This is a genomic window from Oxynema mangrovii CENA135 (genome assembly GCF_016632315.1).
Taxonomy (GTDB): Bacteria; Cyanobacteriota; Cyanobacteriia; order Cyanobacteriales; family Laspinemataceae; genus Oxynema; species Oxynema aestuarii.
Window position 1 is genome coordinate 1,211,970 of record NZ_JAEOXH010000002.1, and the last position, 22,285, is coordinate 1,234,254.

Here is a 22,285-nt window from a genome sequence, read left to right on the forward strand (position 1 = left end):
GCTTAGATGCAAGTGAGGTCAATTCGGCAGTTGCGAATGTTCCTATTATAGAGTTATCGCGATTCTTCTGCCGTCCCCCCAGTTGCCGGAGGCTGGAGATCGCGCCCTCGTCGCCAGTGGCGATATCCCCAGATGCCACCAAAGACGAATAAAAACGGACTGAAAACTAACAAATAAATAGTCAATTTCAGCAAACCGACCCCTAAACTTTGAAAAGCATCGGTTGCATCGGTCCATGTTTCTTGTAACTGCGACCCTAAAGACGGTTCGACGACTTCGGCGGCAGAAACTGGAGCTTGCAAGTTCAAATAAATGGTCGAGTAAGCGACTTGATTGCGTAAGTTTTTTTGCACTGCATCCAGGCGCTCGATTTGTTCGCGAATGTTGCCCAATTCCCGGGCTGCATTGAGAACGTCGCCGACCGAACCGGATCGGTCCATGATTTTTAACACCATTTCTTCTTGTTTGCGCAAATTTCGCAACCGGGCGTCATTGTCGATCAGTTGGTTGGAAACATCTTCGGCACTAATGGAACGATTGAGAACCGTTCCGAGTTCGGCGATCGCGTTAATCGTATTTTCTAATTGCTGTTGGGGGACGCGCAGTTGCATCGAGGCCAAATGAGAGGTATTACTACTGACGGGCTTGTTATCTTCAAAATTTAAAATATCGCCGCGTTGTTGCCGGATAATTTGCGAAACGGCTTCGATCGCCCCGTCAATTTTCTCTACTTTTACCGTCATGGCGGCGGTTTTAATCAGTTGGGGCGGTGCTTGGGCGATCGCCGTCGCTTCAGCCGCTTCGACGGCGGCGGGGGCTTCACTTTGAACCTGATTGCCTTGGGCCATTTGCATTTCGTCCCCTCGGTAGGCTTCTACTTCCGCCGGAGCCGCACCCGTCGTTATTTTGGCTTTATTGGCTTGGGAACACCCCGACAGGGCGATCGCCCCCAAAAGAATCGCGGCGATCGGCCATTTCCAGCCTTGAGTATAGGAGCGATCTCGAGAGTCTGAGATGCGATCGGAAAGAGACATGAGAATGGATCTCCATCAAACGCGAATTTCAATTCCAAGCTAACTCCCGATTCTCCCTTTCTCCGGGGGCGATACAAAAATTGAAACGAACCCGTTTCCAGTCCCCTCCTCGCCAACCCTCTAAAATCTAAAATCTAAAATTTAAAATCTAAAATTTAAAATCTAAAATCTAAAATCCCAACCCCCTCGAACAGAACCCGATACACTCAAAAAAGCTTTCCTTATCGAGATTTTTAAGCCGAAAATGCCTCAAAATTCCGACCTCAGTGAGACCCGCACTACCCCCGAAGTCACGCCAACGCCGGACAATGGGAGAGAGAACCCCTGGGAACGCATTCGTCGCGGTTTGCGCCCGGGACAACGGCAGATGGCGGATTGGCAGGGTGGATCTCTGGCGGTTTCGGCGGTTCCCGGTGCGGGAAAATCGAAAGGAATGGCAGATGCGGCAGCCCTGACGATCGCCCGATCGCAGTTAAATCATCGTCGTCAGCTCGTCGTGGTCACGTTCACGCGATCGGCAGCCGCCAATATTAAAGTGAGAATCCGCCAAGCTTTAGAAACCTTGGGGCTTCCGGCTTACGGTTTCAACGTCAATACCTTGCACGGACTCGCCCTCAATATCGCCACCCAACACCCGGAACAGTCGGGGCTGAGTTTGGAAGAAGCGACCTTAATCGCCCCCAATCAAAGCCACCGGGCGATCGCCCATTGCGTCGAACGCTGGATCGCCGAGCATCCCTATCGTTACCAGCAGTTAATCGAAGGGCAATCCTTCGACGGGGAAGAAACCGAACGCCTGCGCCGTCAGTCGGTCTTACGAACGGACGTACTTCCCAACCTGGCGCACACGGTGATTCACGAATCTAAATCCTCCGGACTGTTACCGGAAGATTTACTCGCCCTCGCCGAAGCCTCCCAAACTCGGGTTCCCGATGACGATTACGAAATTTTGGCGATCGCCGTCGGATTGTATCGCGAATATCAACAGTTTCTGCGATCGCGCCAACTGATCGACTACGACGACATGATTCTCGCCGCCTTGCGCGTCCTGCGCGAACCGAGTACCCGTCAGATTTGGCAAGAGCGCGTTTACGCCGTGTTTGAAGACGAAGCGCAAGATTCTTCCCCCTTACAATCCCAACTGCTCGAACTGCTCGCCACCGACGCCAACAACCGCGACGCCCCCCCGAACTTGATTCGCGTCGGCGACCCCAATCAAGCGATTAACTCCACCTTCACCCCCGCCGATCCGATTTACTTTCGCCGTTTCTGTCAGCATTGCGAAAGTCGCGGACTGTTGGCGACCATGGATCGCGCCGGACGCAGTAGTCCGATGATTATTGAAGCGGCTAATTTTACCCTGGATTGGGTGAACGAGCATTATCCGCGTGCGTTACAGGGGTTGGGAACGGCGATCGTTGAAGAAGCGTTACCGTTTCGCGCCCAGCATATTTATCCGGTCGATCCGGGAGACCCGCAAAAGGGAGCCAATCCGGCGCCGACGGGGTTGGGTTTGGAATTGTGCGCCCCTCGGGATATCTATGCTACGGTCGGGGCGATCGCCCGTCGGATTGTCGAACTGTTCTCCCACACCTCCGAACCGCGATCGGCGGCGATTTTAGTGCGCGAAAACCGACAAGGACGCCTGATTCAAGAGATTTTCGGCAATCCCCAAGCCTACGGTCTCGACTGCGAACTCCTCGATCGCGGTATTCCCGTTTACGATGTCGCCGCCAACGAACGTCTCTCTCACGTTCCCGGCGAAATCCTCGCTTTACTCAATTTTATCGATCGCCCCCACTCGCCCCAGTATCTCAAAGAAGCTTTGCGCGTCCTCGTCAAACGTCAACGCATTCAGGCCCAAGATCTCGACCGCCTCGCCAGTCGTCCGGAACAGTTTCTCTATCCCGGACCGCTCGCTCCCACACAATCGCCGTCGGAACTGCACGCCCGGGCGTTCTGTACGCGCTTGCTCGACGCCCGCATCGCTTTACCCATCTACCAGCTTATTTCGTTTATCGCCGTCGAATTGGATTACAACCCGTCGGAATTGGCGACGGCGGATAAGTTGGGGGAACGGGTCTCGCGACAAACGGCGCGATCGCGATCGATGGCGTCAATTTTAGAAGTGCTCAACGAAATTGTCGCTTCGGAAAGTTTTGAAGGGGTGGACGCCGACCGAGATACGGAATCGATCTATACGCGATCGGGTCAAGTCACGATCGTGACCATGCACAAAGCTAAAGGGTTAGATTGGGATTACGTTTTTATCCCTTTCCTGCACGAAAACACGATTCCCGGTCAGTCCTGGGTTCCGCCCCAAGCTAAGTTTCTCGGCGAGTTTACCCTCTCGGAAGTCGCCCGCGCCCAAATTCGCGCCAGTTTGCACGGTCAAAAACAGTTTTATTCCCGCCGTTTGGGCAATTTCGACCCGACGACGGCCATTCCTTCGGTTCGCGAGTCATGGCAGCAAGCGGCAGCCTTGAAAATGGCAGAAGAATATCGCTTGCTCTATGTCGCCATGACTCGCGCCCGGCGCCTGTTGTGGATGTCGGCGGCGGTGCAAGGTCCGTTTACTTGGAGTAAGCCGGAAAATTTACAACAACAAAAGCCTTGTCCGGTGTTTGCGGCGTTGGCCAAACATTTTCCCGAATCTGTCGTCACGGTGGATTAGGATTGCGGCGATCGCCACTGAATCGTCACGGTTTCCGCCCGCGAACTCGCCGGGTACACAATGCCGACGGCGGCGTTTTTTAGACAAAAAAAAACGCCCAAAAGTTTGGGCGTTTGCCATCAGGGTGCATCTACTAAACAGTAATATAGCATCCTTGATGAGGGGTGTCACCCCCCACCCCGCAATCTTTTTGGAATTTCGGGGGGTAATCGGGGGTTTTGTTAGTTTAATTTGCATAAAATTATTGATTTTGAGTTGTTCTAAATGCCGTCAAGTCAGTCAGGGCAGGTCTAGCCATCGGGGATCGAAAGATGAAATAGGGGCTAAAAAAGTGATAAAATTGGGGCGATCGCCCGTATGAGGCCATCACATCTTCTCAGTTCGAGAGATCGAACATTTTTTTATTTATTGGAAAAATATGCAAACTAGATGTTGTGAATTTTTTTAGAAAAATTTTTTCTCAAGGGCAATCGCGGCCATGGCCACGGCGCGATCGCCATGGGGCGCCTGCCGGGTCGGATCCGTTGGTTGGGTACGGCGGCGATCGCCCCTGTGGTCGCCGAGGCAGGAACGTCGATCGATTGGAGCTTATTTTGACTGTTCGCGATTCTTGCTGTAACGAGTTTCTTGCAAAGAATTGCCAATCCCTTGAAGGATCCCGCGACCGACCAGACCGATACCGCGTCCGATTTGGATTAACAGATAACGGGCGCCATTGCCGATGGAGACCAATAAGGCTCGCAATCTCGGGGCGATCGCGTCGCGAGTTTCTAAGAGCAAGGTAGCTCCCAGGCGCAGACCCTGCAACTGCTGCAACTCTTGAGTACGGGAGGCATAAACCGACTGACACTCGATCGCCGTGGCGCCGAGGACGAACAGGCGATATTGACTTTCAAAAATATCTTTCGGTTCTTGCCAATATTGTTGACGCCGATATTGCCAGGACAGATCGTTACGCAGGCGCTCGATTTCGCGACTCGGCATCCAGCAGCGCTCGTAAAAATTCTGCTTGATCGCTTCGACATCGGCAAATTGATTGAGCAAGGGTTGGATCGCCGCGTTGGCGATTTCGACCGTCAGATTTTCTAGAATTGCTTGAGCGCGTTCTCGGGCGGCGGGGCTATCCCAAGCATGGGCGCGATTGTCGATCGCTAAGGGAATTTTAAATAAGCAATAAGCGCATAAATCGACCACGAAAGGAATGCGATCGAGGATGTCCCGACGCACGATCGCCACATCTTGCAATAAGGCGGGAACCAGTTCGATTTCGCGCATTCCCAGGGTCTCGGGCGCCAAAGTCGGGCGCAGTTCTTGGGGAACGGCGTAAGGATTGTCCCCGTTCAACCACACTTCCTGCACGGCGCCGGGGACTTCGCCAATCCAGAGGGAGTAATATTGACCGAAAAATTCGGCGATCGCCCGTTCCCAAATATCCTCTAAAATCTGCGATCGCTTGGATCCCAATTGGCTCAGTTGGACTTGTGAAAACCGCAGTTGGTCGAGAACGGCTTCGAGTTGACCGACGACGATCGCCAATAATTGTTGTTTTTTCGGCGGACGTAAAATATCGATTTCCATCGGTCGCCCGGTATTGTTGCGATTTACCCGGGGAATTTTGGCTAAGGTCAACTCGAATAAAGTGGCGGGGACAAACTCGATGAGGGCTTCGTGATTCGCGTCGGCGAGGGTCAAGGCTCCTGTAGCGCTTGGCGCGACGGACTGGGGCGGTCGGGAGGAAGGGTTAGGGCGCTTCGGTGACGGGCCGCGTTCCCCCGTTGCGGCGGCTGACGGCGCCGGGGGAGCTAAGATCCGATCGACCATCCAGCGTGCGGCGATCAGTTCGCGCTGGCGTCCTTCCAGAAACCAGCGATCGACATTTGGCAAGGAGGAATGTTGTAATTGAGCGGTAATTTCGGCGAGTTGGCGGTCGATTTGGTGTAAGCCGAGGCGATGGAAGTCCTGCCAGAGATTGCCCAGCAAGCCGCCGCGATGGGCGGCGATCGCCAGGGAAGCGCTGCCGGAGAGCGATGGGTGCCAGTAGCTGCGACCTTCGGCCACTTCGCGGATGGCGGCGATCAATTCCGAACCGGGAATGCCTTTGGGACAACTGCCACGAACGCCGAGGGCTTCGAGGGTCGGGCGGTCGGGCGGTCTCGAACTCAAAGCGAGGAGAGGAACGCGGCCAAAGTCGCGATGGAGGCGATCGAGCAGGGTGTCGGCGGTGTCGGCATCGAGGCGATCGCCCAACAGGTCTCCATCGGCAACGATCGCGTCGGGAAGATCCGCATCCCCATCCCGATTCTGAAGTAATTCGAGGGTCGCTCTTGCCGTTTGCGCCTCGCCGACGATCTCAAATGCGGGGCACGCTTGACACAGTGTTTGCAACCCCAACAAGAAAATTGGGTCGCGATCGACGAGGATGAGTTTGAGGGCTGTCTGACTCACGGCAATTCATCTGCATAAAGGAACGGAACACTGCGATCTCTACGACCCACTGCCCGACTGCCTACAGGAAAGCCGCCCAGGAGGCGATCGCCCCCGGATCGCAGGCGATCGCCTCTCCCATCGTTAGGGATGGGTTGGGGAGAATGCCGAGTCCTGTTCCTAGGATACCCCCGATCGCGCCTTCCTATTCGATCCCATCAATGGGCAAAGGAGCGTCATTATAGGACTCTTCCGCAGGTGGGGCGGGTTCCTGATATACCGGGGCGGGTTCCTGATATACCGGGGCGGGTTCCTGATATACCGGGGCGGGTTCCCGATACACCGGAGCCGGGGCGGGTTCCCGATACACCGGAGCCGGGGCGGGTTCCTGATACGATGCGCGTCGGGCTTCCGCTTGGCGGGCGGCATAAATGGCATCGAGTTGGGCGGACCACTGGCCGATCGCACTTTGAGCATCGTAATACAAGGCTCGTCCGTAGCCAATCTGTGCGGCAGTATCGATCGCCGCGCCGAGACGACCTTCGGCGGCTAACGCTTTGGCGCGATCGAGAATCGGTCGGTCTTGAGCGATTTGGACTTCGGCAACCCATTCGTCGATCTGGCCTTGAGCGTCTGAGTAAAGCGCCCGTCCGCTTTCAATTTGTTTGGCCACGGCGATCGCTTCTTCCAGTTTGCCTGCTTTTGCCAAGTTTTCAGCTTTGGCAAGAATCGGACGATCTTCGATTTTTTCGATTTGGTTCGTCCAATTGGCGATCTCGGTTTGGGCTTCGACGCGCAAGGGTCGTCCCAATTCGACTTGACGGGCCGTGGCGATCGCCGCTTTGAAGGCTTCGATATTCTCGGAGGCGGCGATCGCGCGGGCGGCAGCGAGATGACGGCGGTCTTCGATCTCCTGCATTTGCTGGCGCCATTGAGCGATCAAGGTTTGAGCGTGAATCCGTCGGGGTCGCTCTTTACCGATGGTGCTGGCTTGGTCGATCGCCATTTTAAGGGCCAGTGGTTGCTGCAAACTCGATACCGCACTGGCGAGTTGCAAGTTCACTAAATCTTGTAGCGATTGCTCCCAAGTGGATACATTTTCCTGCGCTTGAGCGTACAGGGGACTGTCGGATTGAATTTGACTGGCGACGGCTTTCGCTTCGAGGAAAGCAAACAGGCGATCGCCGAGTTTGTCCCCCATTTGGGAATCGTCTTGAATGAGGGATTTGGCGGTATTGAGTTTGATAAAGTCCTGACTTTCGCCGTAGACTTCCGAATCGGCAGGCACCCATTTCGCTAAAGCCACGGCGCGATCGTATTGCTCCTCGTCGGCGAGTCCTTTAGCGATTTTGAGTAATTCCCGACTCCATTTCGCTACCTCCGTTTCCCCCACCTTACGGGCGTGGGTACTCGCATTGAGTTGGCGTACCAGGTCGATCGCCCGCACGAAGTCTTCTGCGGTTTGGAATCCGGCAATATAGCGCGCGTCGAGCAGTTTGTTCCAGGCTTGGCGTTCGAGGTTAATCTGTTGCTTGAGTTGGGTATATTTTTCAGTTTTCCAATAAATATTGTCAACTTTGAGCAAGTCGCGGGTGTAGTCTTCCGCTTTTTGCCACGCTTGGCCCTGGATAGCTTGTTGGGCTTTGTCGTAAATCATTTTGCCGTCTTGCCAGTCGCCCTGCCAACTGTTCACTTCGGCGGCGATGAAGTCCGATTCGGGACTGTCTTCGGGGATTTGAGCCACGATCGCCATCGCCCCGTCTAAGTCACCTCCGAGAAACTTCTGTCTGGCGCGATCGAGCAGGGCTAAAGACCACTCGCCCACCAGTTGCCGACCTTGGCTTTGCAAGGGGTGATCCGGCGGCCAACTTTCGACCAGGGCGATCGCCGCGACTAATTTCTCGATCTCCCCTGACTTGGCGGCTTCGCGGGCGCAGTAGAGCTGGTCTCGTTCCGGTGCCGTTTTGGCGATCGTGTCGCAGTCGATCGGCGGTGGCATCGTTAACAACCACTGCAAAGCGACCCCCCCGAGTCCCGTACAAACGACGAGCAGGCTCATCCAAACCAGATGCCAGCCCCAAAAGAATTGGCGGCTTCGTTCCCACTTCTCTCGTACTTTTTCCCGGCTGAACCATTCTCCTAGGGGCAAATCGAGCCGGGCGAGTATTCCCTGGAGGGATTTGGCGTTCGCCGAGTCCGGACGATTGTTTTTGGAGAGGGCGTCACTGGTCGCCGTTCGGATCCGCTTTTCCCGCCGCCTACGAATCCGTGGGGCTGCTGGTATGCTAGATTGGTCAAATTCTTTTTTCACCATTGCAACTGAGCTGTCCCTACTTTTACAGACGTCGAACCGCACGTCGTCACCGCGATCGCCCACCCCTCACGAAGGCGAGCGCCTGCTCGCATCCGCCCGGAGTTGGGCGAGTTCAATCGATCTAAAAATAAAATACTGGCCAACACCGATTTAAAACCTGTTTTGACTATAAGGCTATTCCATTTTGAGTGACTCTCCCGACTCCTTGGGAGCCTATCTGAAGGGGGAGTGCCTCGACTCGACCCGTTTGGAAGGGGCGATCGCATCTCATCTTGTCCTTGCAGGCAATTGTAATGGGCATGTCAATCGTCGTTCCTCGATCGCCAACATTGCCGGAGTAATCAGTCGTTATTGCCTGACAGTGAATTCTTCAAGCGCTTCAAGGGAATTTACGGTCATTTCTGAGGAACTCTCATTCCCCAGATCCGTTGGCGTCGATCGCCCTTGGCAGTGGCTGGCGAGTCTGGGTGGGTACGGGTCGCCCAGGGGTTCTGAAATGACTCGATCGCAGCACCAAAGGCGATGGGAATGCCTTGAGTCTAAAGCACTTCGCTTCCTACGGGAAGCGCGGGATCGTCCGAGGGGGAGTCCCGTCGATCCCTTTCGTTGACCGTCGAGGGTTGAGGAACCCTTCCCATGGGCGATCGCGCGGTTTGGTTTGGGCGTGAGGAGAAGCGAAAAAGTCGATCGCATGAGGAAAAGGCGAACCTACCCCATCAAGAGCCAATGACAATCGCTGCTTACACGGAAGCACCATTGGCGTTGACATCAGCTCCCGGGCGCTCCCCAGGGTCAGCCGCCGGATCGTCGCCGATCCAGGTACGTTCGTCGGGGGGGTGGATCCCTTGTTGACTCTTGGTTTGGCCGTCTTCTACCGAGTAACCGTAGAAGTTAATCCGATAGTCAACAATGCGAACCCCGGTTTCTCGTTCGACGCGCTCGATAATCTCTGGAGGCAGTTCGACATAAACGTCTAACAGTCGATTGCTCTGCAGACAGTTGACGTGGCTGTGAGAATCGCTGATATTGCCGTACAGGCGACCGTCCGATCGCTCGATGCATTCGATAATTCCTTGGCTGGATAAGGCTTCGAGGTTTTGGTAGACGGAGGTATGGCCGATGGCTTTGCCCGCTTGATTCAGGCGATCGTAAATCTCTCTGGCACAGAGATGTTCTTGTGCTTGCCAGAGCAGTTCTAGGATATATCTTCGTTGGCGACTCAATCGCATTCCCAGGGACTGACACCGATGCAGGGCGTCGTCTAAGGAACGGATCGGTTTCGCGCTCGTGGTCTCTTTTTTCATAATCAATTTTTCATAGCTTTATTTCCATTATCCGATGCAAGGAAAAGCGCGCTTGCTTGAGACTTTAGTGCTTCATTTTATCGTAGGTTCCTCGGTTGCGCGTGCGATCGCCCCCCGATGCCCAAAATCTGGAGAGGATTGGGGTTCGGCGATCGCCTTCGTGGACTGTGCGGGGGTCGCCGTCCTAGGCAGGGAGTGGGAATTGACGCTAAAATTTCACTTTGCCAGACGGCTGCCGCGATCGCCGTCGCCGATTTCGGGTTCTAGGGCGTCGATTCTTTTTGTTTTCTCATTTGTATTATTTGTCTTGTCAATGGCCATTACTATCTCTGTCTCTGCTCAAGCCATACACAAACTGGATGTCTCTGCGGCCCAAACGAAGATCGAACAGATCTTGGGGGAGGGGAAAGCACCGCACCTCGAACAAGAATTGCGCTTTGAGATCGACTATCCCCGCGAACCGGAAGACCCCCGCGAACTATCGGAAATTCCCGAGGTTCGACTCTGGTTTATCCGTCTCGATGCTCTCTATCCCTGGTTGCCGATCGTCCTCGACTGGCGCGGTGGCGAACTGGCCCGCTATACGGCGATGTTGGTTCCTCACGAGTTCCACCGCACGGAGGGGATTCAGTACAATCCCCAAGCGTTGGAGATTTTCTTGATGCATAAGATTTTCTCGATCGCCATTTGGCTGCAACATAGAGGCATTTCGGGCCAGTCTAAGTTAATGGGTCTGGCGCAAATGCTCGGCTACGAACTCGATGAGAGTTTCTTTGACGCGATCGCGCTTCGCCCTTGAGCCGAGGACGAGATCTCGGAACTCCTAGCGACTCGAACCCTCTGCGATCGCCCGAGTCGGGCGATCTCTTCGTGCCGCGCATTCTCTAGGGAATTACCATGCAATTATATCTCAAAATCTGGGTTGGGGGGTCAATCCCCACGTTCTCCGACTTCAACCATTCCCATCGGTAGCCCTCTCCCGAGATCTCTCGAATGCGTGGGGAGATCGCTTCCAGGATCCCTCGGAGAAGTCTTTATTTTTGATAAAAAATTATCAAAATTCGATCGAAAAAATTGCATTTTTCAACAAAAAACAACGATTCTTGAAAGGCTCTCATTTTTGTTGCCAATTCGCTGTTTTTCCTACAGCTAACCATCCCGAGTCCAGCTTGAGAAGTCGAGATCGCCCTCGATCGAGGATCGAGCGCCGTAAACGGTAACGAAACTGTAACGTTTAATACTAAAAATCCCTCATTTTTGCAAACTCGTCCGTTGACAAAGATTCCAGTATAATTATTTAGGGAAGATCGAAGCTTTCCAAAACACCCAGTTAGCCTGATTGAAAAAACTTTCATTACGTCAAAAATATGACGGTACATCGCGATCCCTAACTTGAAAGTGGCGATCCTGACCGAGTTAGATGTAAATTGTTCGATCGGGCGATCGTTGAGGGAACTCCGATACATCGTCTTCAGACTAGATCTTAATTGCAATGGCAGGAGTTGCCATGAAAATCTACGCGATTCCAACTCTCAGTTTGCTGGCTCCCCTAACCTTAGTGACATCAGCCTGGGCCGAACCCAGTTCAGCCGATGTTGAAAAATTAATCCAAACTAAAGCGTGTCAGCGTTGCAACCTCAACGGGGCCGATTTAAGTGGGATTGATTTGAGGGGGGCAGATTTGACCGATGCCAATTTGATTGGCGCCGATTTCAGTCGGTCAAATTTAAGTACCGCCAATATGAGGGGAGCCGATACCACTGGGGCAAATTTCCAAATGGCCGATCTCAGTCGCGCTAATTTGAGTACGACCAATTTGAGTACGGCGAATCTCTTGGGTAGCAATTTAATCGAGGCGAATTTAGATTCGGCAGATTTGAGTCAAGCCAATCTGTATGGCGCCGATTTACGCAGAGCCAACCTCACCGATGCCGATCTCGACGAAGTAAATTTATTGGGAGCAAATTTAGAAGGCGCGATCGGATTGAGACGGTAAATCAACTGAAGGAGAGAAGGAGAGAAACTCAATGATTCGACGATCGCTCGTTTAGCTTCGGTCGTCGATTTGTTTTTGAGGCTTCCGGAACGGCGGAAAGAAGCTCGAAAAACACATATAACGCCAAATTAGCCAAGGCGCGATCGCTCGCAATAATTTGCTATGATTACCCCTTCTGCATCCTTACCCGCCTCCCCGACGCCTCAATCCAACCCGTCCGACTTACAATCGGGTGAAGAACTCCAAATCGACCAAACCACCTTACTCTCAACTCAAGGTCTCGAAAAAGATAGCGATTGGCTCGGTGAAAAGTTACACGATTTGTGTGACGAACTCGGACTGTCTAAACCAGAAGATCTGATTGCTATTGTCGTTCAATGGGCTCACGTCGAGAAAGAAGCCTCGATCGAACGGGACTTGAACCAAATTAAAAAAGTTCTCGACGACTCGATCGATTTGGGAATTTTGACGAAGGAAGAAGCGATCGAGCGGTTGGAGAAAAAACGCAAAGATTTGAAAAAACCACCGTTACTCGATGCCTTACTCAATAACAAAGAGCAAGAAACGCTTTATCGGATTCTAATGGATTCTCAATCGGATATCGAAGCGATTCGCGAAGAAATTAGAATTATTATTCGCTTGTTTTTCGGAAAGCAATAAATACAATTCATCAGAAAATATCAGAAAATGACGGAAAAGGTGGTAATATTGCCACCTTTTTTGTATTTTATAATATTCTTTGAGCAAAAATACAATAACGAATCTATAGTTATTCTCAATACAGTAGAATAATAAATAGATAAAAGTTGAACCCGATTCTCAAATTGGGTTCAACTTCTACTTTCTGAAGACGCCAAAAATTTGACAGTTGCCCGGTTGCGCTACGGGGGCGATCGCCTTCAATAGAGTGAGAATCGATTCGCCTTGCTGGAATGCGAACATCCACCCGCTTTAGGGTAATATTTCTGCATCGGTTGGGAATGGCGCCTGTTTGAGAGGGGCGATCGCCACGATCTCGCCTTACAATTGAATTGTTTTAAAATTTAACGAGCGATTTCCTTTCCCAATAGCTTTTGCCCGCAGCATTTTAGTAAGATTTGTAAAATTTTTTGTAAAATTTATAAATTTTTAGCCATGAATCGTGCATCGATCGCGACGTGGGAACGCGCCAACTCCCAATATACAATCGCTGTAGCGGCGCATATTCATCGCCTCTTAGAACAATATGTCGCCCGCAAACAGAATTTAAGTGTCGATCTTCCCCCTCTCGATAACAGTTTATACGAGAACTTAGGGCGGGAAATGAACCCGCCGCCACGGTTGGAAACCCTCTGTCAAAAATTTGGACTGTCCGCCTTCGAGCGCCAAATTGTGATCGCCTGCGTGGCGATGGGATTGTTTCCGAGTTTTCGGGGCTTGTGCGCGAACGCCCACGGCTCGCCGCAAATGCCGTATCCCACCTTTACCTTAGCCTGGGAAGTCTTTCCAGAGCCGCATTGGAGCGCCTTTACTCCCCAAGGTCCCTTGCGACGGTGGCAACTGTTGCAACTGGGAAGCGCTCAAGTTGTGACCTTATGCCCCTTACAAATAGACGAGAGTATTCTGCACTATTTGATGGGAGAACCCTATCAAGACGATCGCCTCGCGGGAATCGTGCGAGGGTTCGACCCCATCGAGAGCGAAATCAGCTCCCTACAACCGTCCCACCGCCAAATTGCGGAACGAGTGACCGCCGTATTGAGTGCGCCGACGGGATCCGGTGTCGTTCCCGTGGTGCAACTGTGCGGCACTTCGCCCGTGGAAAAATGGGCGATCGCCCGTGCTGCCGCGCGTGCCATGCAATGCCCCCTCAAGGCGATCGCCGTAGCCCGTTTACCGGACAACATCCAGGAATTAAGCCAGTTGATGCGCCGTTGGGAACGGGAAGTCGTTTTGAATCAAAGCCTCTTATTAGTCGATGGCGATCGCCTCGTTTCCGGGGGTCTCCCCCAAACCCAGAACCTGTTTCAACTGATTGAAGATACCCAAACTCCCTTAATTCTCCTGACGGGCGATCGCCTGCATGGCGCCCCTGTTTCTCTCGTCAGCTTCGACGTTCCCAAGCTCTCCCACCAAGAACAGCTCGCCGTTTGGCAGCAACAACTCACCCAAGTCGGCGTCGAACTCAACGGTCGCCTCGATCGCCTCGTCAGTCAATTTAACCTCAACCCCGCCATCATTCACACCGCCTCATTACAACTCGAAACTCACCATCCCCGCGATCGCCTGGTCGAGCAACTGTGGGACTTCTGCCGCTTGCAAGCCCGTCCCCACCTCGACGACCTCGCCCAACGTATCGACTGTAACGCCACTTGGGACGATTTGATTTTACCGGAAAAAGAAAAAGCAGTTTTGGCCGATATTGCCGCCCACGTCAAACAACGGGCGACGGTTTACGAAACCTGGGGATTTGCTGCCAAAAGTGCGCGCGGGTTGGGAATTAGCGCCCTATTTTCCGGTCAAAGTGGAACCGGAAAAACGATGGCGGCTGAAGTTTTAGCCCGAGAATTCAACTTAGACCTCTATCGGATCGATTTAAGTGCGGTCGTCAGCAAATACATCGGCGAAACCGAGAAAAATTTACGGCGAATTTTCGATGCTGCGGAAACAGGAGGCGCGGTTTTGTTATTCGACGAAGCCGATGCCTTATTTGGCAAACGAACGGATGTTAAAGACAGCCACGATCGCCACGCCAATGTGGAAGTCAGTTACTTATTACAACGGATGGAAGCTTATCGCGGTTTGGCGATTTTAACGACGAATTTAAAAAATGCGATCGACCAAGCTTTCTTGCGGCGGATTCGCTTTGCGATTCCCTTTCCTTTCCCGGACGCCCAGGCGCGCAGTGAAATTTGGCAGCGTATTTTTCCAGCTCAAACACCGACGAACGAATTAGATTTTAAAAAATTGGGAAAACTGAGTGTGGCTGGGGGAAATATCCGCAATATTGCTTTAAATGCGGCCTTTTTAGCGGCGGATGCCGGGGAGGCGATCGCCATGAAGCACATTCTCAAAGCGGCGCAAAGTGAATACGTGAAAATGGAAAAAACCCTGACGGATTCGGAAGTGCGCGGCTGGGTTTAGGGATTTTAGATTTGAGAAACTGTTTATAAAATAAACATGAACAGCCCTGTTTGAGAGGAGTGTCCTGTAGGGGTTTGGTGACCCAACCGCTACTAGATTTTTTATATTTTCTTTATAAACAGTCTCTTAGATTGTGGATGGCGATCGCCTGCACGGTCTATTTCCCTTCGGCGAGACTGGATGCAGACCGTGGACTCGCGGCCCTGTGGCGCTTCGCGATCGCGTGCAATTGTCAAAGATTCTCAACAGGGTTGAGGACGGCGTTTGTTGAGCCTTCAGAATCTGCTACTGTTTTGATGTAATCGCGCGTACATTTGGGGCAGTTGTGAGGAGCCACATGAACCCTTTACAAGGACGGGATTTTTTGAGCGTAGCCGATCTGTCGCGAGCCGAACTCCACAGCTTGCTCGATCTGGCGGCGCAGATGAAAGATGGCACGATCGCTCCTCGTTGCGAAAAGGTGCTGGGGTTGCTGTTCGATAAAGCTTCGACTCGGACGCGGGTGAGTTTTTCGGTCGCGATTTACCAACTCGGCGGTCAGGTCATCGATCTCAACCCGAACGTGACTCAGGTGAGTCGGGGGGAACCACTACCGGATACGGCGCGGGTATTGGATCGTTATCTCGACGTGCTGGCGATCCGGACATTCGCTCAAGAGACCTTGCGCGGATATGCGGATTATGCCAAGATTCCGGTGATTAACGCCCTGACGGATCTCGAACACCCGTGTCAGGCGTTGGCGGATTTACTGACGATTCGAGAAACCTTCGGCAAACTCGAAGGGGTGACCTTGACCTATCTCGGCGATGGCAATAATGTCGCCCATTCGCTCCTGTTGGCGTGTGCGATGACTGGGGTGAACATTCGGGTGGCGACGCCGGACAATTATTTACCCGATCTCGCCATTGTGGCCCAAGCCGAAGCCTTGGCGCAAGGAAACAGCGAGGTAGTGGTGACTCGGGATGCGGTGGCGGCGGTCGAGGGTTCCCAGGTGCTGTACACCGACGTCTGGGCGAGTATGGGTCAGGAAGATCAGGCGGACAGTCGGATCCCGATTTTTATGCCCTATCAGGTCAGTGAAGCGCTGTTGAGTCATGCGGAGGACGAGGCGATCGTGCTGCACTGTTTGCCCGCTCATCGCGGCGAGGAGATTACCGACGGGGCCATCGAGGGATCGCAGTCGCGGGTATGGGATCAGGCGGAAAATCGGATGCACGCTCAGAAAGCGTTATTAGCCAGTGTTTTAGGGGCGGTTTGAGGGCGCCGGGTCGATCGCATTTGCAGACAAGGGGATCGCGCCGAGGCGATTCTGAGATAGAGTTAAAGAGAGCTTTACAAATCTTGAGGATGTTGAGAAGTTTTGAGGGCGAAGCGGGTTAATGGTTTTGCCGTTGACTGGCGATCGCCGCTCCTTTCTCGGATATCAATAGCTGTGTTGTCGTAGCCCGATCGAATCTCTAGACCTATGGCGATTTTCCGCGAATACATTGCCCCTTTGTTAATCGTGTTGGTGTTTTTGGTAGCGCTGTTGGCGGTGAGCGCCCGCATCTTTTTACCTGCAGACATGATGGCGCCCGCACCGATTGAAGAAGAGGTGGTCCCCGACGAGCGACAATCGTCCGTTTCGCCATCGGATTCCCTGGCGGACTTGCCCCCTTCGCTGTCCGCTTTGGTCAAAGGGCTACCGGAAGAGCCTTCTGGGATGGAGTGGAGTGTCAATTAAGCCAGAGGCGTGAGCCAACAATTACCTCAAGGCTATTGGTTAAGAGAGGGAGGACGCTACGATCGCCCCCAACTGCTTCACTTCCTGAAAAGTAGTTATCGGGAACTGTTCGGCGATCGCGACTTGTCCCACCTGCGCCAAACCGTGGAACAATATTGGTCGCCGCAAACTCCGGTGTGGTGGGTCGAAACCCCCCGAGACCGCTCCAGGGAGGGCGATCGCCCCGATCGCGCGATCGTGGCGGGGTTGTGGTTGGGGAATGCCCTCGATCAGGTGACGGGCGATCGTTACGCCCATATTTTCTTGGTTTACGTCGTCGAGACGCACCGCCAACGCGGTATCGGTTCCGCCTTAATCCGCCATGCGGAACATTGGGCTCGCCAGCGCGGCGATCGCCAAATCGGCTTGCAAGTTTTTATCGACAATCCCCCCGCCTTGAACCTCTACCGCAAATTGGGATATCGATCCCAATCCTTATGGATGCTCAAACCCCTCGATCGCTCCGAAGTATCCACCGCCGACCCCACGGATTGACCCTCTCGGGGCGATCGCCAGCCCGGTTGCCGCCCTCCTCCACCCCCCATTGTCCCGTCGAGAGAACTTGCCCAGATCCCCCCCCAGTAGGGTAAAGTGACTGTTATGCATGATGATGACCTAAGCGCACTCAATACAGAGGATGAATTTGAAAGTCCCCTAGATCGGTGGGAGGAAACCGAAGCTCCCAAACCCGATCCAGAGGAAATGCTTCCCCTATTGGAATCGTCCAATCCCCAACAGCGCACGATCGCCGCGCGGGCATTTTGCGAACTCCAAGACGCCAGAGCCATCCCCCCGCTCATCCGTCTGCTGCAAGATGCTTGCCCTTTAGTGCGGGTCAGTGCGGCTTATGCCTTGGGACGCAACGCCAGTCCCGAGGTCGTCGAACCCGCGATCGCACAACTCGGTCGGGAGTGGAACGGTTACGTCCGCAAAGGGTTAGTCTGGGCCTTGGGGAACTGTCACGATCGCCGTTCCTTAGCCCCCCTGATCGACGCCCTCAAAACCGACATCGCCGCCGTGCGCCTGTGGGCTGCCAGTTCCCTCGGACAACTCGCGACCGTCGGTTACGATATCGTCGTCGCTGCCGTACCCTCCTTAATCGAGGCATTACTGAAAGATCCGGTGCCTGCAGTGCGGAGTAATTGCGCTTGGGCTCTCGGACAACTCTGCCGCGAACTCCCGTCCAATGTCGTTTACGCCGGGGCGATCGATTCGCTGATCGAAGCATTAGAAAATGACGAAGATATGGGCGTCCGCGAAGACGCAAAATCTTCTTTATTGCGCGTCGGCGATCCGCGTGGTTTACAAATCATTGAAGATTTAGAATTTGAAGGGTTGTTATAAATTCAACCCCACTTTTCTAGGCTCGAACCCGATCCGATGGGTCGGGTGATTTTTTATTTTAGATTTTTTATTTTAGATTTTAATACCGTTTTTCAAAAATCATGAGAGAGATCGAGGGTAGGCACACGGCACTGCCGTTTCCTTACAGGCGATCCATCGCCATCGAGGGTTTGGAAAAATCCTATAAGATCTCTCATCAACTAAAAAAAAGAGCACTCTATCGAGCGCCCATGTCAACTAAATGGCAGTCGGCCAGATCGCCGATTCTATGTCTTAGATGTACGATAGCCATCCTCAATCTTGTTGTAAAATTCATGGAGTCTAGGGACACGGCATTGTCGTGTCCCTACAGGGATTTGGCGACTTTCCCTAGTCGATCTTAGATCCAACTGATTTAGGAATGCTATAGCTAATCCCTAGCCAATTGTTAATTATTGCCCGACTCTTTTACATCCTTCGGATCGGAAAACAAACATTTATCCGAGTCGCAGCCTGCCGGACCCGATTCTTCAGAATAACCGGAATCGTACAAGCTCATGGCTTGATGGAAATCCTCAACCTTGCGACGTTTGACAACATCTTGGTTGAGTTGCTCGTAAACCTCCTTAGAAATCGGTTCAAAAGGCAAGCGAGGGAAAGTTTGTAAGTCCTCAAAACGAGCCAGCAGCGCCGCCGAAATATAACCTTCATCGTCGCGAATCGCTTCGTAAATCCGCTCTCCGAGGGCTTCTACTTCGTCGTTGGTTAACTCGATGGTTGCCGAGGTGTTGTGGGTGGTCCAGTAACGCTGCACTTGCATGTAAAAGTCGAACTGCGCCAGCGCCGAGAATTTAGACACGTCAATGCCATCGGTTCCCGGTAAATTTGCCCAGGAAACCTCGACGGGAAGCTCGACCAGCCACTCGCTACACCGTTCGTCGAAGGGATTGTCTAATAAGTTGTCATTTTCGTCTTTATCAGATTGGGACGGTACCACGTTGTAGCCGTAATCGATACAAGCCATCGCCACGGGGTCGTACTTGCGGAAGGTGATCCGACGGATGAACCGTTGGGCTTTCGGAGGGTGCCAGCCGGGAGAGGCGCCAGTGAGTAAAGACTTCGTCCCCGAAGGCTGGACGGTGGTGCAACGATTGGGGCGCTTAAGGCTGTGGCGATCGCAGTAATCCCAGACTGTTTCATGCACGACTTGATTCCAACGCGATAAATACTCGCGCTCTTGCCGTTTGAACTCCTGTCCGGCGGGGGTATCCGGGCGCCCTCGTTCCCACCAATGCAACCATTCGGCGCCGAAAGCGTGGACGAAGAAATCGAACAGTCCGGTAAACGAGACGCCGACAATCGGATCGAGTTGGCGACTGTAACGATAACGCGGTTCTACAAACTCGTGGTTGAGCAGTACCGCGACGGAGAGCGCCCCGGCCCGGAAGGCATCGTCTTGGGTTTTGTGGTCTTGGGGGTCGATTTGGTTGAGGTGGATCTCACTTAGATTGCAATGGAAGTTACAGCCGATAATTTCCAGTTTTGTTACCCTAAAAGCTTTTTATCTTTTAGTTCTTACTCTTGATTTCGAGTAAGCTCGGCGCACATTTTCAGCGTCGTTACTTCTCTGGAGTCGCTACACGCACGACATGCCAAAGGCTATACGCTGCCGGAGACTCGTGGGAGGGTTATATTCTCTAAAGACCGTGACTTTTTAAAAGAGAAACGGTAGAGGGTCACCTCCTGCGCTCTACGGTGGCAAAGGGTTTTAACCCATCTGCTTACCTCGGTATTCCCTTCTCAGGGTTCACCGATTTTCCCCGGTGTTTAACGTGAGGCAAAATTACTTACCACACGGGTTGAGTCCGAAACGGGCGAGACGATGTTGGCGTTCGGGTTCGTCCAGGTTAGGAAAGGCATTGTAGAACCAGTCGGCGCCGTTGCCTTCACTGTAGGCGGCAATAAAGTCGCGTTTGAGGGTGTCCTCGGCGAGTAAGTCGCAATTGGCACGGGCGATCGCCTCTGGAGCCCATTGAATCGCCCCTTCCCCGGAATAATACTGCTTGCGAACGGCGTCGATACATTCTTCCCGAGAGGGTTTGCGATGAAAGACCCGGGTGTGATTGGCCATGCGCAGGGCGTCGCGTTCGGGATCGATCCGCCAGTTGCCCTCGGGAGTTTGTTGCCAGAGATTTTCTTTGGCGACCGCCGCCAATTCATCGTTGCTATCGAACTGACGCATTCCGGCAGAGTTGTGAACGAGCAAGCCACTGGCAATAAATTCGCGATCGCTTTCCACTTCAATATCGAAGGTTTCAGCTTGTCCGGCGGGTACAACTAATTGCACCTCTAAAGGCAGCCAATGAGGATGAACTACCCCTTCAGCAAGCAGGGTATCCCAATTGGCATCGCGCATCGATCCGCCCTTTTTGCTCGGGTTGATAATGCTCTTAGTGTTGTTAACGGTTTTGGCTCGCCAACCCGCAGTCATGGCTTCTTCAATGAATTGATGGGGCAAACTCAAACCGTTTTTCTTCTGTCCGCAAATACGGAATCCCTCGCGGCCCATGTGCGGATTTACGAGAGCGACTGCATTGACTTGAGACTGAATGCCGCGAATTTTTAGCCAGTGACAGTCTTCGTAAACTGTATCGCAGCCTTTAAGCGTTTTTGGGCTGCGTTCGTGTAACGTTGTCGCAATGCCTAAAGACAAGGACAAACGTTGCACTTGCCGCAGAAACTCGATTTTGTTGGAGTGTAACAAAACATTCCGCGACGGCCCGGCATCAGCATCCGCTAAACCCGCTAGAAACGCACCGCGAATGTCTTCAGTACCTAGCCAAACAAACTCAGGAATAATGGGAGTTTCCCAAGGCTGTTTGTACTGAATGAGTTCGTCGGCTAAGTCTTTGCGGTGAACTTTGATATAGGCATGGTTCTCGCGAAAACTAATTGCAGGGGTATAACCCAGGCTTTTGAGAATGCGAAGGCATTTTTGCCCCAGGGGGCCGTTCAATCGCTCGCGAGAAAAGGCAAAAGTAACAGATCCTCCACCACCATTGCGGCGTTTTAAGGAAGCGATATCTGCATGGCCGTCACCGATAAAGAAGCCTACCAGCCAAGCATAGTCAGTGGTCGAGCAGGGCATTCCTTTCCGGTGAGGGACAGAAATCAGGCGATCGCCCGGTTGTAGTTCGCCTGCATACTTCCAAGTATAGGATTGCAAGCCATTGTAAACGGCAACGCGATGGTTAGCCGTACAACGGATTGCCGTTTCGCGAGTTCGAATCTCGACGACATTTTGTACGCCTTGTACGAATTTATTCGTAACAGGCTTGTACTGTCCAGAAGAAGTCAGCACCAGTTCGCCGATGGCAATATCTTGGATGGGCTTCATTCCTGAAATCGCTGAAACTCTTTCCCCGTAAGCAATACAGCGTCTGATGTTCCCGGCCACGATCGTAGTAGCCGCTTCATCGATGAGTAAGCAGCATTCCACGGAGTTCAATTTCCGTCCTACGGCTTTATTCAAAATGGCCGCACAGCGTTGGTACAATTGCGGCAACTTCACAGGATTTGCCACGCCCCCAAAGCCTTTGAGGATTTCTCCGGCGGGACGAATGTCATTGAGATCGACGTCGATGTCGATTTGTCCGTCAAAGCGATCGTCGCTGGCAAGTTCGAGTAAACTTTGGTAGGACTTCACCCAGCCTTGGCGCGAGTCGCCGACGGCGATCGTGACGCGGGATCCGTCTACGAGGACTTCCGTTTCTTCGCGGCGGTTTTCTTTCGGGGTCGTGCCCACCATTCCCACAGTTCTGACGTTGAGATGGTTGCGAATCGGCGGCAACTGCTCGATATAGCGCGGTTCGAGGACGGCGCCCGTACCACAACCCATCATCGCGAGATCCATGAGCAAGCCGAAGGCGCGCCAGTCAGAAATATTGGTCGAGGAGCAATTATAAGCTCCGGAGAAATTTTGTGGCTGTTCGATCCACTCAGTGCCGCCTACCCAAAGCCACCGACCGGAAGAGAGCGATTTTAACTGACCCTGCATCCGATGTAAAAGGCCCAGTTCACTCTCGGAAAGCTTGCCGAGTTTCCCCAGTCCGGCGATCGTGCGATCGCAGACCTGCTGCCAGGTTTCGCGGGTGCCATCTTGGCGACGGCGGCTGTACGTTCTGAAAAATACCGGGTTAGCGGTAGGGGCGTTTTCTGGAAAATCGCTATTGTGGCGTGTTCGTTCCAGTTCTCGAACCATAGGTCATCATGTCCGGATAGATCGATAGATGCTGCATCTTAACTCAGAACAGATGTAGCGATCAAAGCTT

16 protein-coding genes are annotated in these 22,285 nt (G+C 52.9%); 10 read left to right on the top strand and 6 right to left on the bottom strand.

The annotated features are described in order from the left end of the window. Positions 1 to 53: 53 nt before the first annotated feature. Positions 54 to 1,034 (bottom strand): DUF4349 domain-containing protein, encoded by a 981-nt coding sequence (locus JJD41_RS18875; RefSeq protein ID WP_200669032.1) that lies wholly within the window; start codon positions 1,032 to 1,034, stop codon positions 54 to 56. Positions 1,035 to 1,278: 244 nt separating this feature from the next. Here JJD41_RS18875 and JJD41_RS18880 point away from each other — a divergent pair, with 244 nt between their 5' ends. Beyond that, positions 1,279 to 3,708, top strand: coding sequence for an ATP-dependent helicase (locus JJD41_RS18880; protein ID WP_200669033.1), 2,430 nt, complete (start codon positions 1,279 to 1,281; stop codon positions 3,706 to 3,708). A gap of 588 nt (positions 3,709 to 4,296) precedes the next feature. On the opposite strand, the gene JJD41_RS25795 is transcribed toward JJD41_RS18880, so the two are convergent. From JJD41_RS25795 to JJD41_RS18895, 3 genes are all read right to left on the bottom strand, one after another. Beyond that, entirely contained in the window at positions 4,297 to 6,153 is a 1,857-nt protein-coding gene (locus tag JJD41_RS25795) for a DUF3685 domain-containing protein (RefSeq protein ID WP_200669034.1), read from the bottom strand. Between the two features lie 184 nt (positions 6,154 to 6,337). After that, on the bottom strand, positions 6,338 to 8,446 hold the full coding sequence (locus JJD41_RS18890) for a hypothetical protein (protein ID WP_234488916.1): 2,109 nt from the start codon (positions 8,444 to 8,446) through the stop codon (positions 6,338 to 6,340). A gap of 740 nt (positions 8,447 to 9,186) precedes the next feature. Continuing rightward, positions 9,187 to 9,750 carry a Fur family transcriptional regulator gene (locus tag JJD41_RS18895; protein ID WP_200669036.1) on the bottom strand — a complete coding sequence of 188 codons (564 nt, stop codon included), beginning with the start codon at positions 9,748 to 9,750 and terminating at the stop codon, positions 9,187 to 9,189. 117 nt (positions 9,751 to 9,867) lie between these two features. Between JJD41_RS18895 and JJD41_RS18900 the strand changes: the two genes are divergently transcribed. The 9 genes from JJD41_RS18900 to JJD41_RS18940 all read left to right on the top strand — a co-directional run bounded on the left by JJD41_RS18900 (position 9,868) and on the right by JJD41_RS18940 (position 17,975). Next, on the top strand, positions 9,868 to 10,017 hold the full coding sequence (locus JJD41_RS18900; protein ID WP_200669037.1) for a hypothetical protein: 150 nt from the start codon (positions 9,868 to 9,870) through the stop codon (positions 10,015 to 10,017). 46 nt (positions 10,018 to 10,063) lie between these two features. After that, positions 10,064 to 10,549: a CRR6 family NdhI maturation factor gene (locus tag JJD41_RS18905; protein WP_200669038.1), complete on the top strand. Its 486-nt coding sequence runs from the start codon at positions 10,064 to 10,066 to the stop codon at positions 10,547 to 10,549. Positions 10,550 to 11,242: 693 nt separating this feature from the next. After that, the gene (locus JJD41_RS18910) at positions 11,243 to 11,746 is read left to right on the top strand and encodes a pentapeptide repeat-containing protein (RefSeq protein WP_234488917.1); all 504 of its coding nucleotides are present in this window, start codon (positions 11,243 to 11,245) and stop codon (positions 11,744 to 11,746) included. A 162-nt stretch (positions 11,747 to 11,908) separates the two neighbouring features. Next, a complete protein-coding gene (locus JJD41_RS18915; protein ID WP_200669039.1) occupies positions 11,909 to 12,406 on the top strand; it encodes a DnaD domain-containing protein in 498 nt (165 codons plus the stop codon). A gap of 474 nt (positions 12,407 to 12,880) precedes the next feature. Beyond that, the gene (locus JJD41_RS18920; protein WP_200669040.1) at positions 12,881 to 14,869 is read left to right on the top strand and encodes an ATP-binding protein; all 1,989 of its coding nucleotides are present in this window, start codon (positions 12,881 to 12,883) and stop codon (positions 14,867 to 14,869) included. A 337-nt stretch (positions 14,870 to 15,206) separates the two neighbouring features. Further along, positions 15,207 to 16,127, top strand: a complete 921-nt coding sequence (gene argF / locus JJD41_RS18925; RefSeq protein ID WP_200669041.1) for an ornithine carbamoyltransferase — start codon at positions 15,207 to 15,209, stop codon at positions 16,125 to 16,127. A gap of 207 nt (positions 16,128 to 16,334) precedes the next feature. Continuing rightward, complete coding sequence (locus JJD41_RS18930; RefSeq protein WP_200669042.1) at positions 16,335 to 16,592, top strand: hypothetical protein; 258 nt, start codon at positions 16,335 to 16,337, stop codon at positions 16,590 to 16,592. 9 nt (positions 16,593 to 16,601) lie between these two features. Then, a complete protein-coding gene (locus JJD41_RS18935) occupies positions 16,602 to 17,126 on the top strand; it encodes a GNAT family N-acetyltransferase (RefSeq protein ID WP_200669043.1) in 525 nt (174 codons plus the stop codon). 105 nt (positions 17,127 to 17,231) lie between these two features. Beyond that, a complete protein-coding gene (locus JJD41_RS18940) occupies positions 17,232 to 17,975 on the top strand; it encodes a HEAT repeat domain-containing protein (protein WP_200669044.1) in 744 nt (247 codons plus the stop codon). A 427-nt stretch (positions 17,976 to 18,402) separates the two neighbouring features. Here the strand turns inward: JJD41_RS18940 and nrdJ are convergent, their stop codons facing one another. Both nrdJ and JJD41_RS18950 read right to left on the bottom strand, forming a co-directional pair. After that, entirely contained in the window at positions 18,403 to 19,494 is a 1,092-nt protein-coding gene (gene nrdJ, locus JJD41_RS18945; protein ID WP_200669265.1) for a ribonucleoside-triphosphate reductase, adenosylcobalamin-dependent, read from the bottom strand. A gap of 303 nt (positions 19,495 to 19,797) precedes the next feature. Continuing rightward, complete coding sequence (locus tag JJD41_RS18950) at positions 19,798 to 22,215, bottom strand: LAGLIDADG family homing endonuclease (protein ID WP_200669045.1); 2,418 nt, start codon at positions 22,213 to 22,215, stop codon at positions 19,798 to 19,800. Positions 22,216 to 22,285 lie beyond the last annotated feature (70 nt).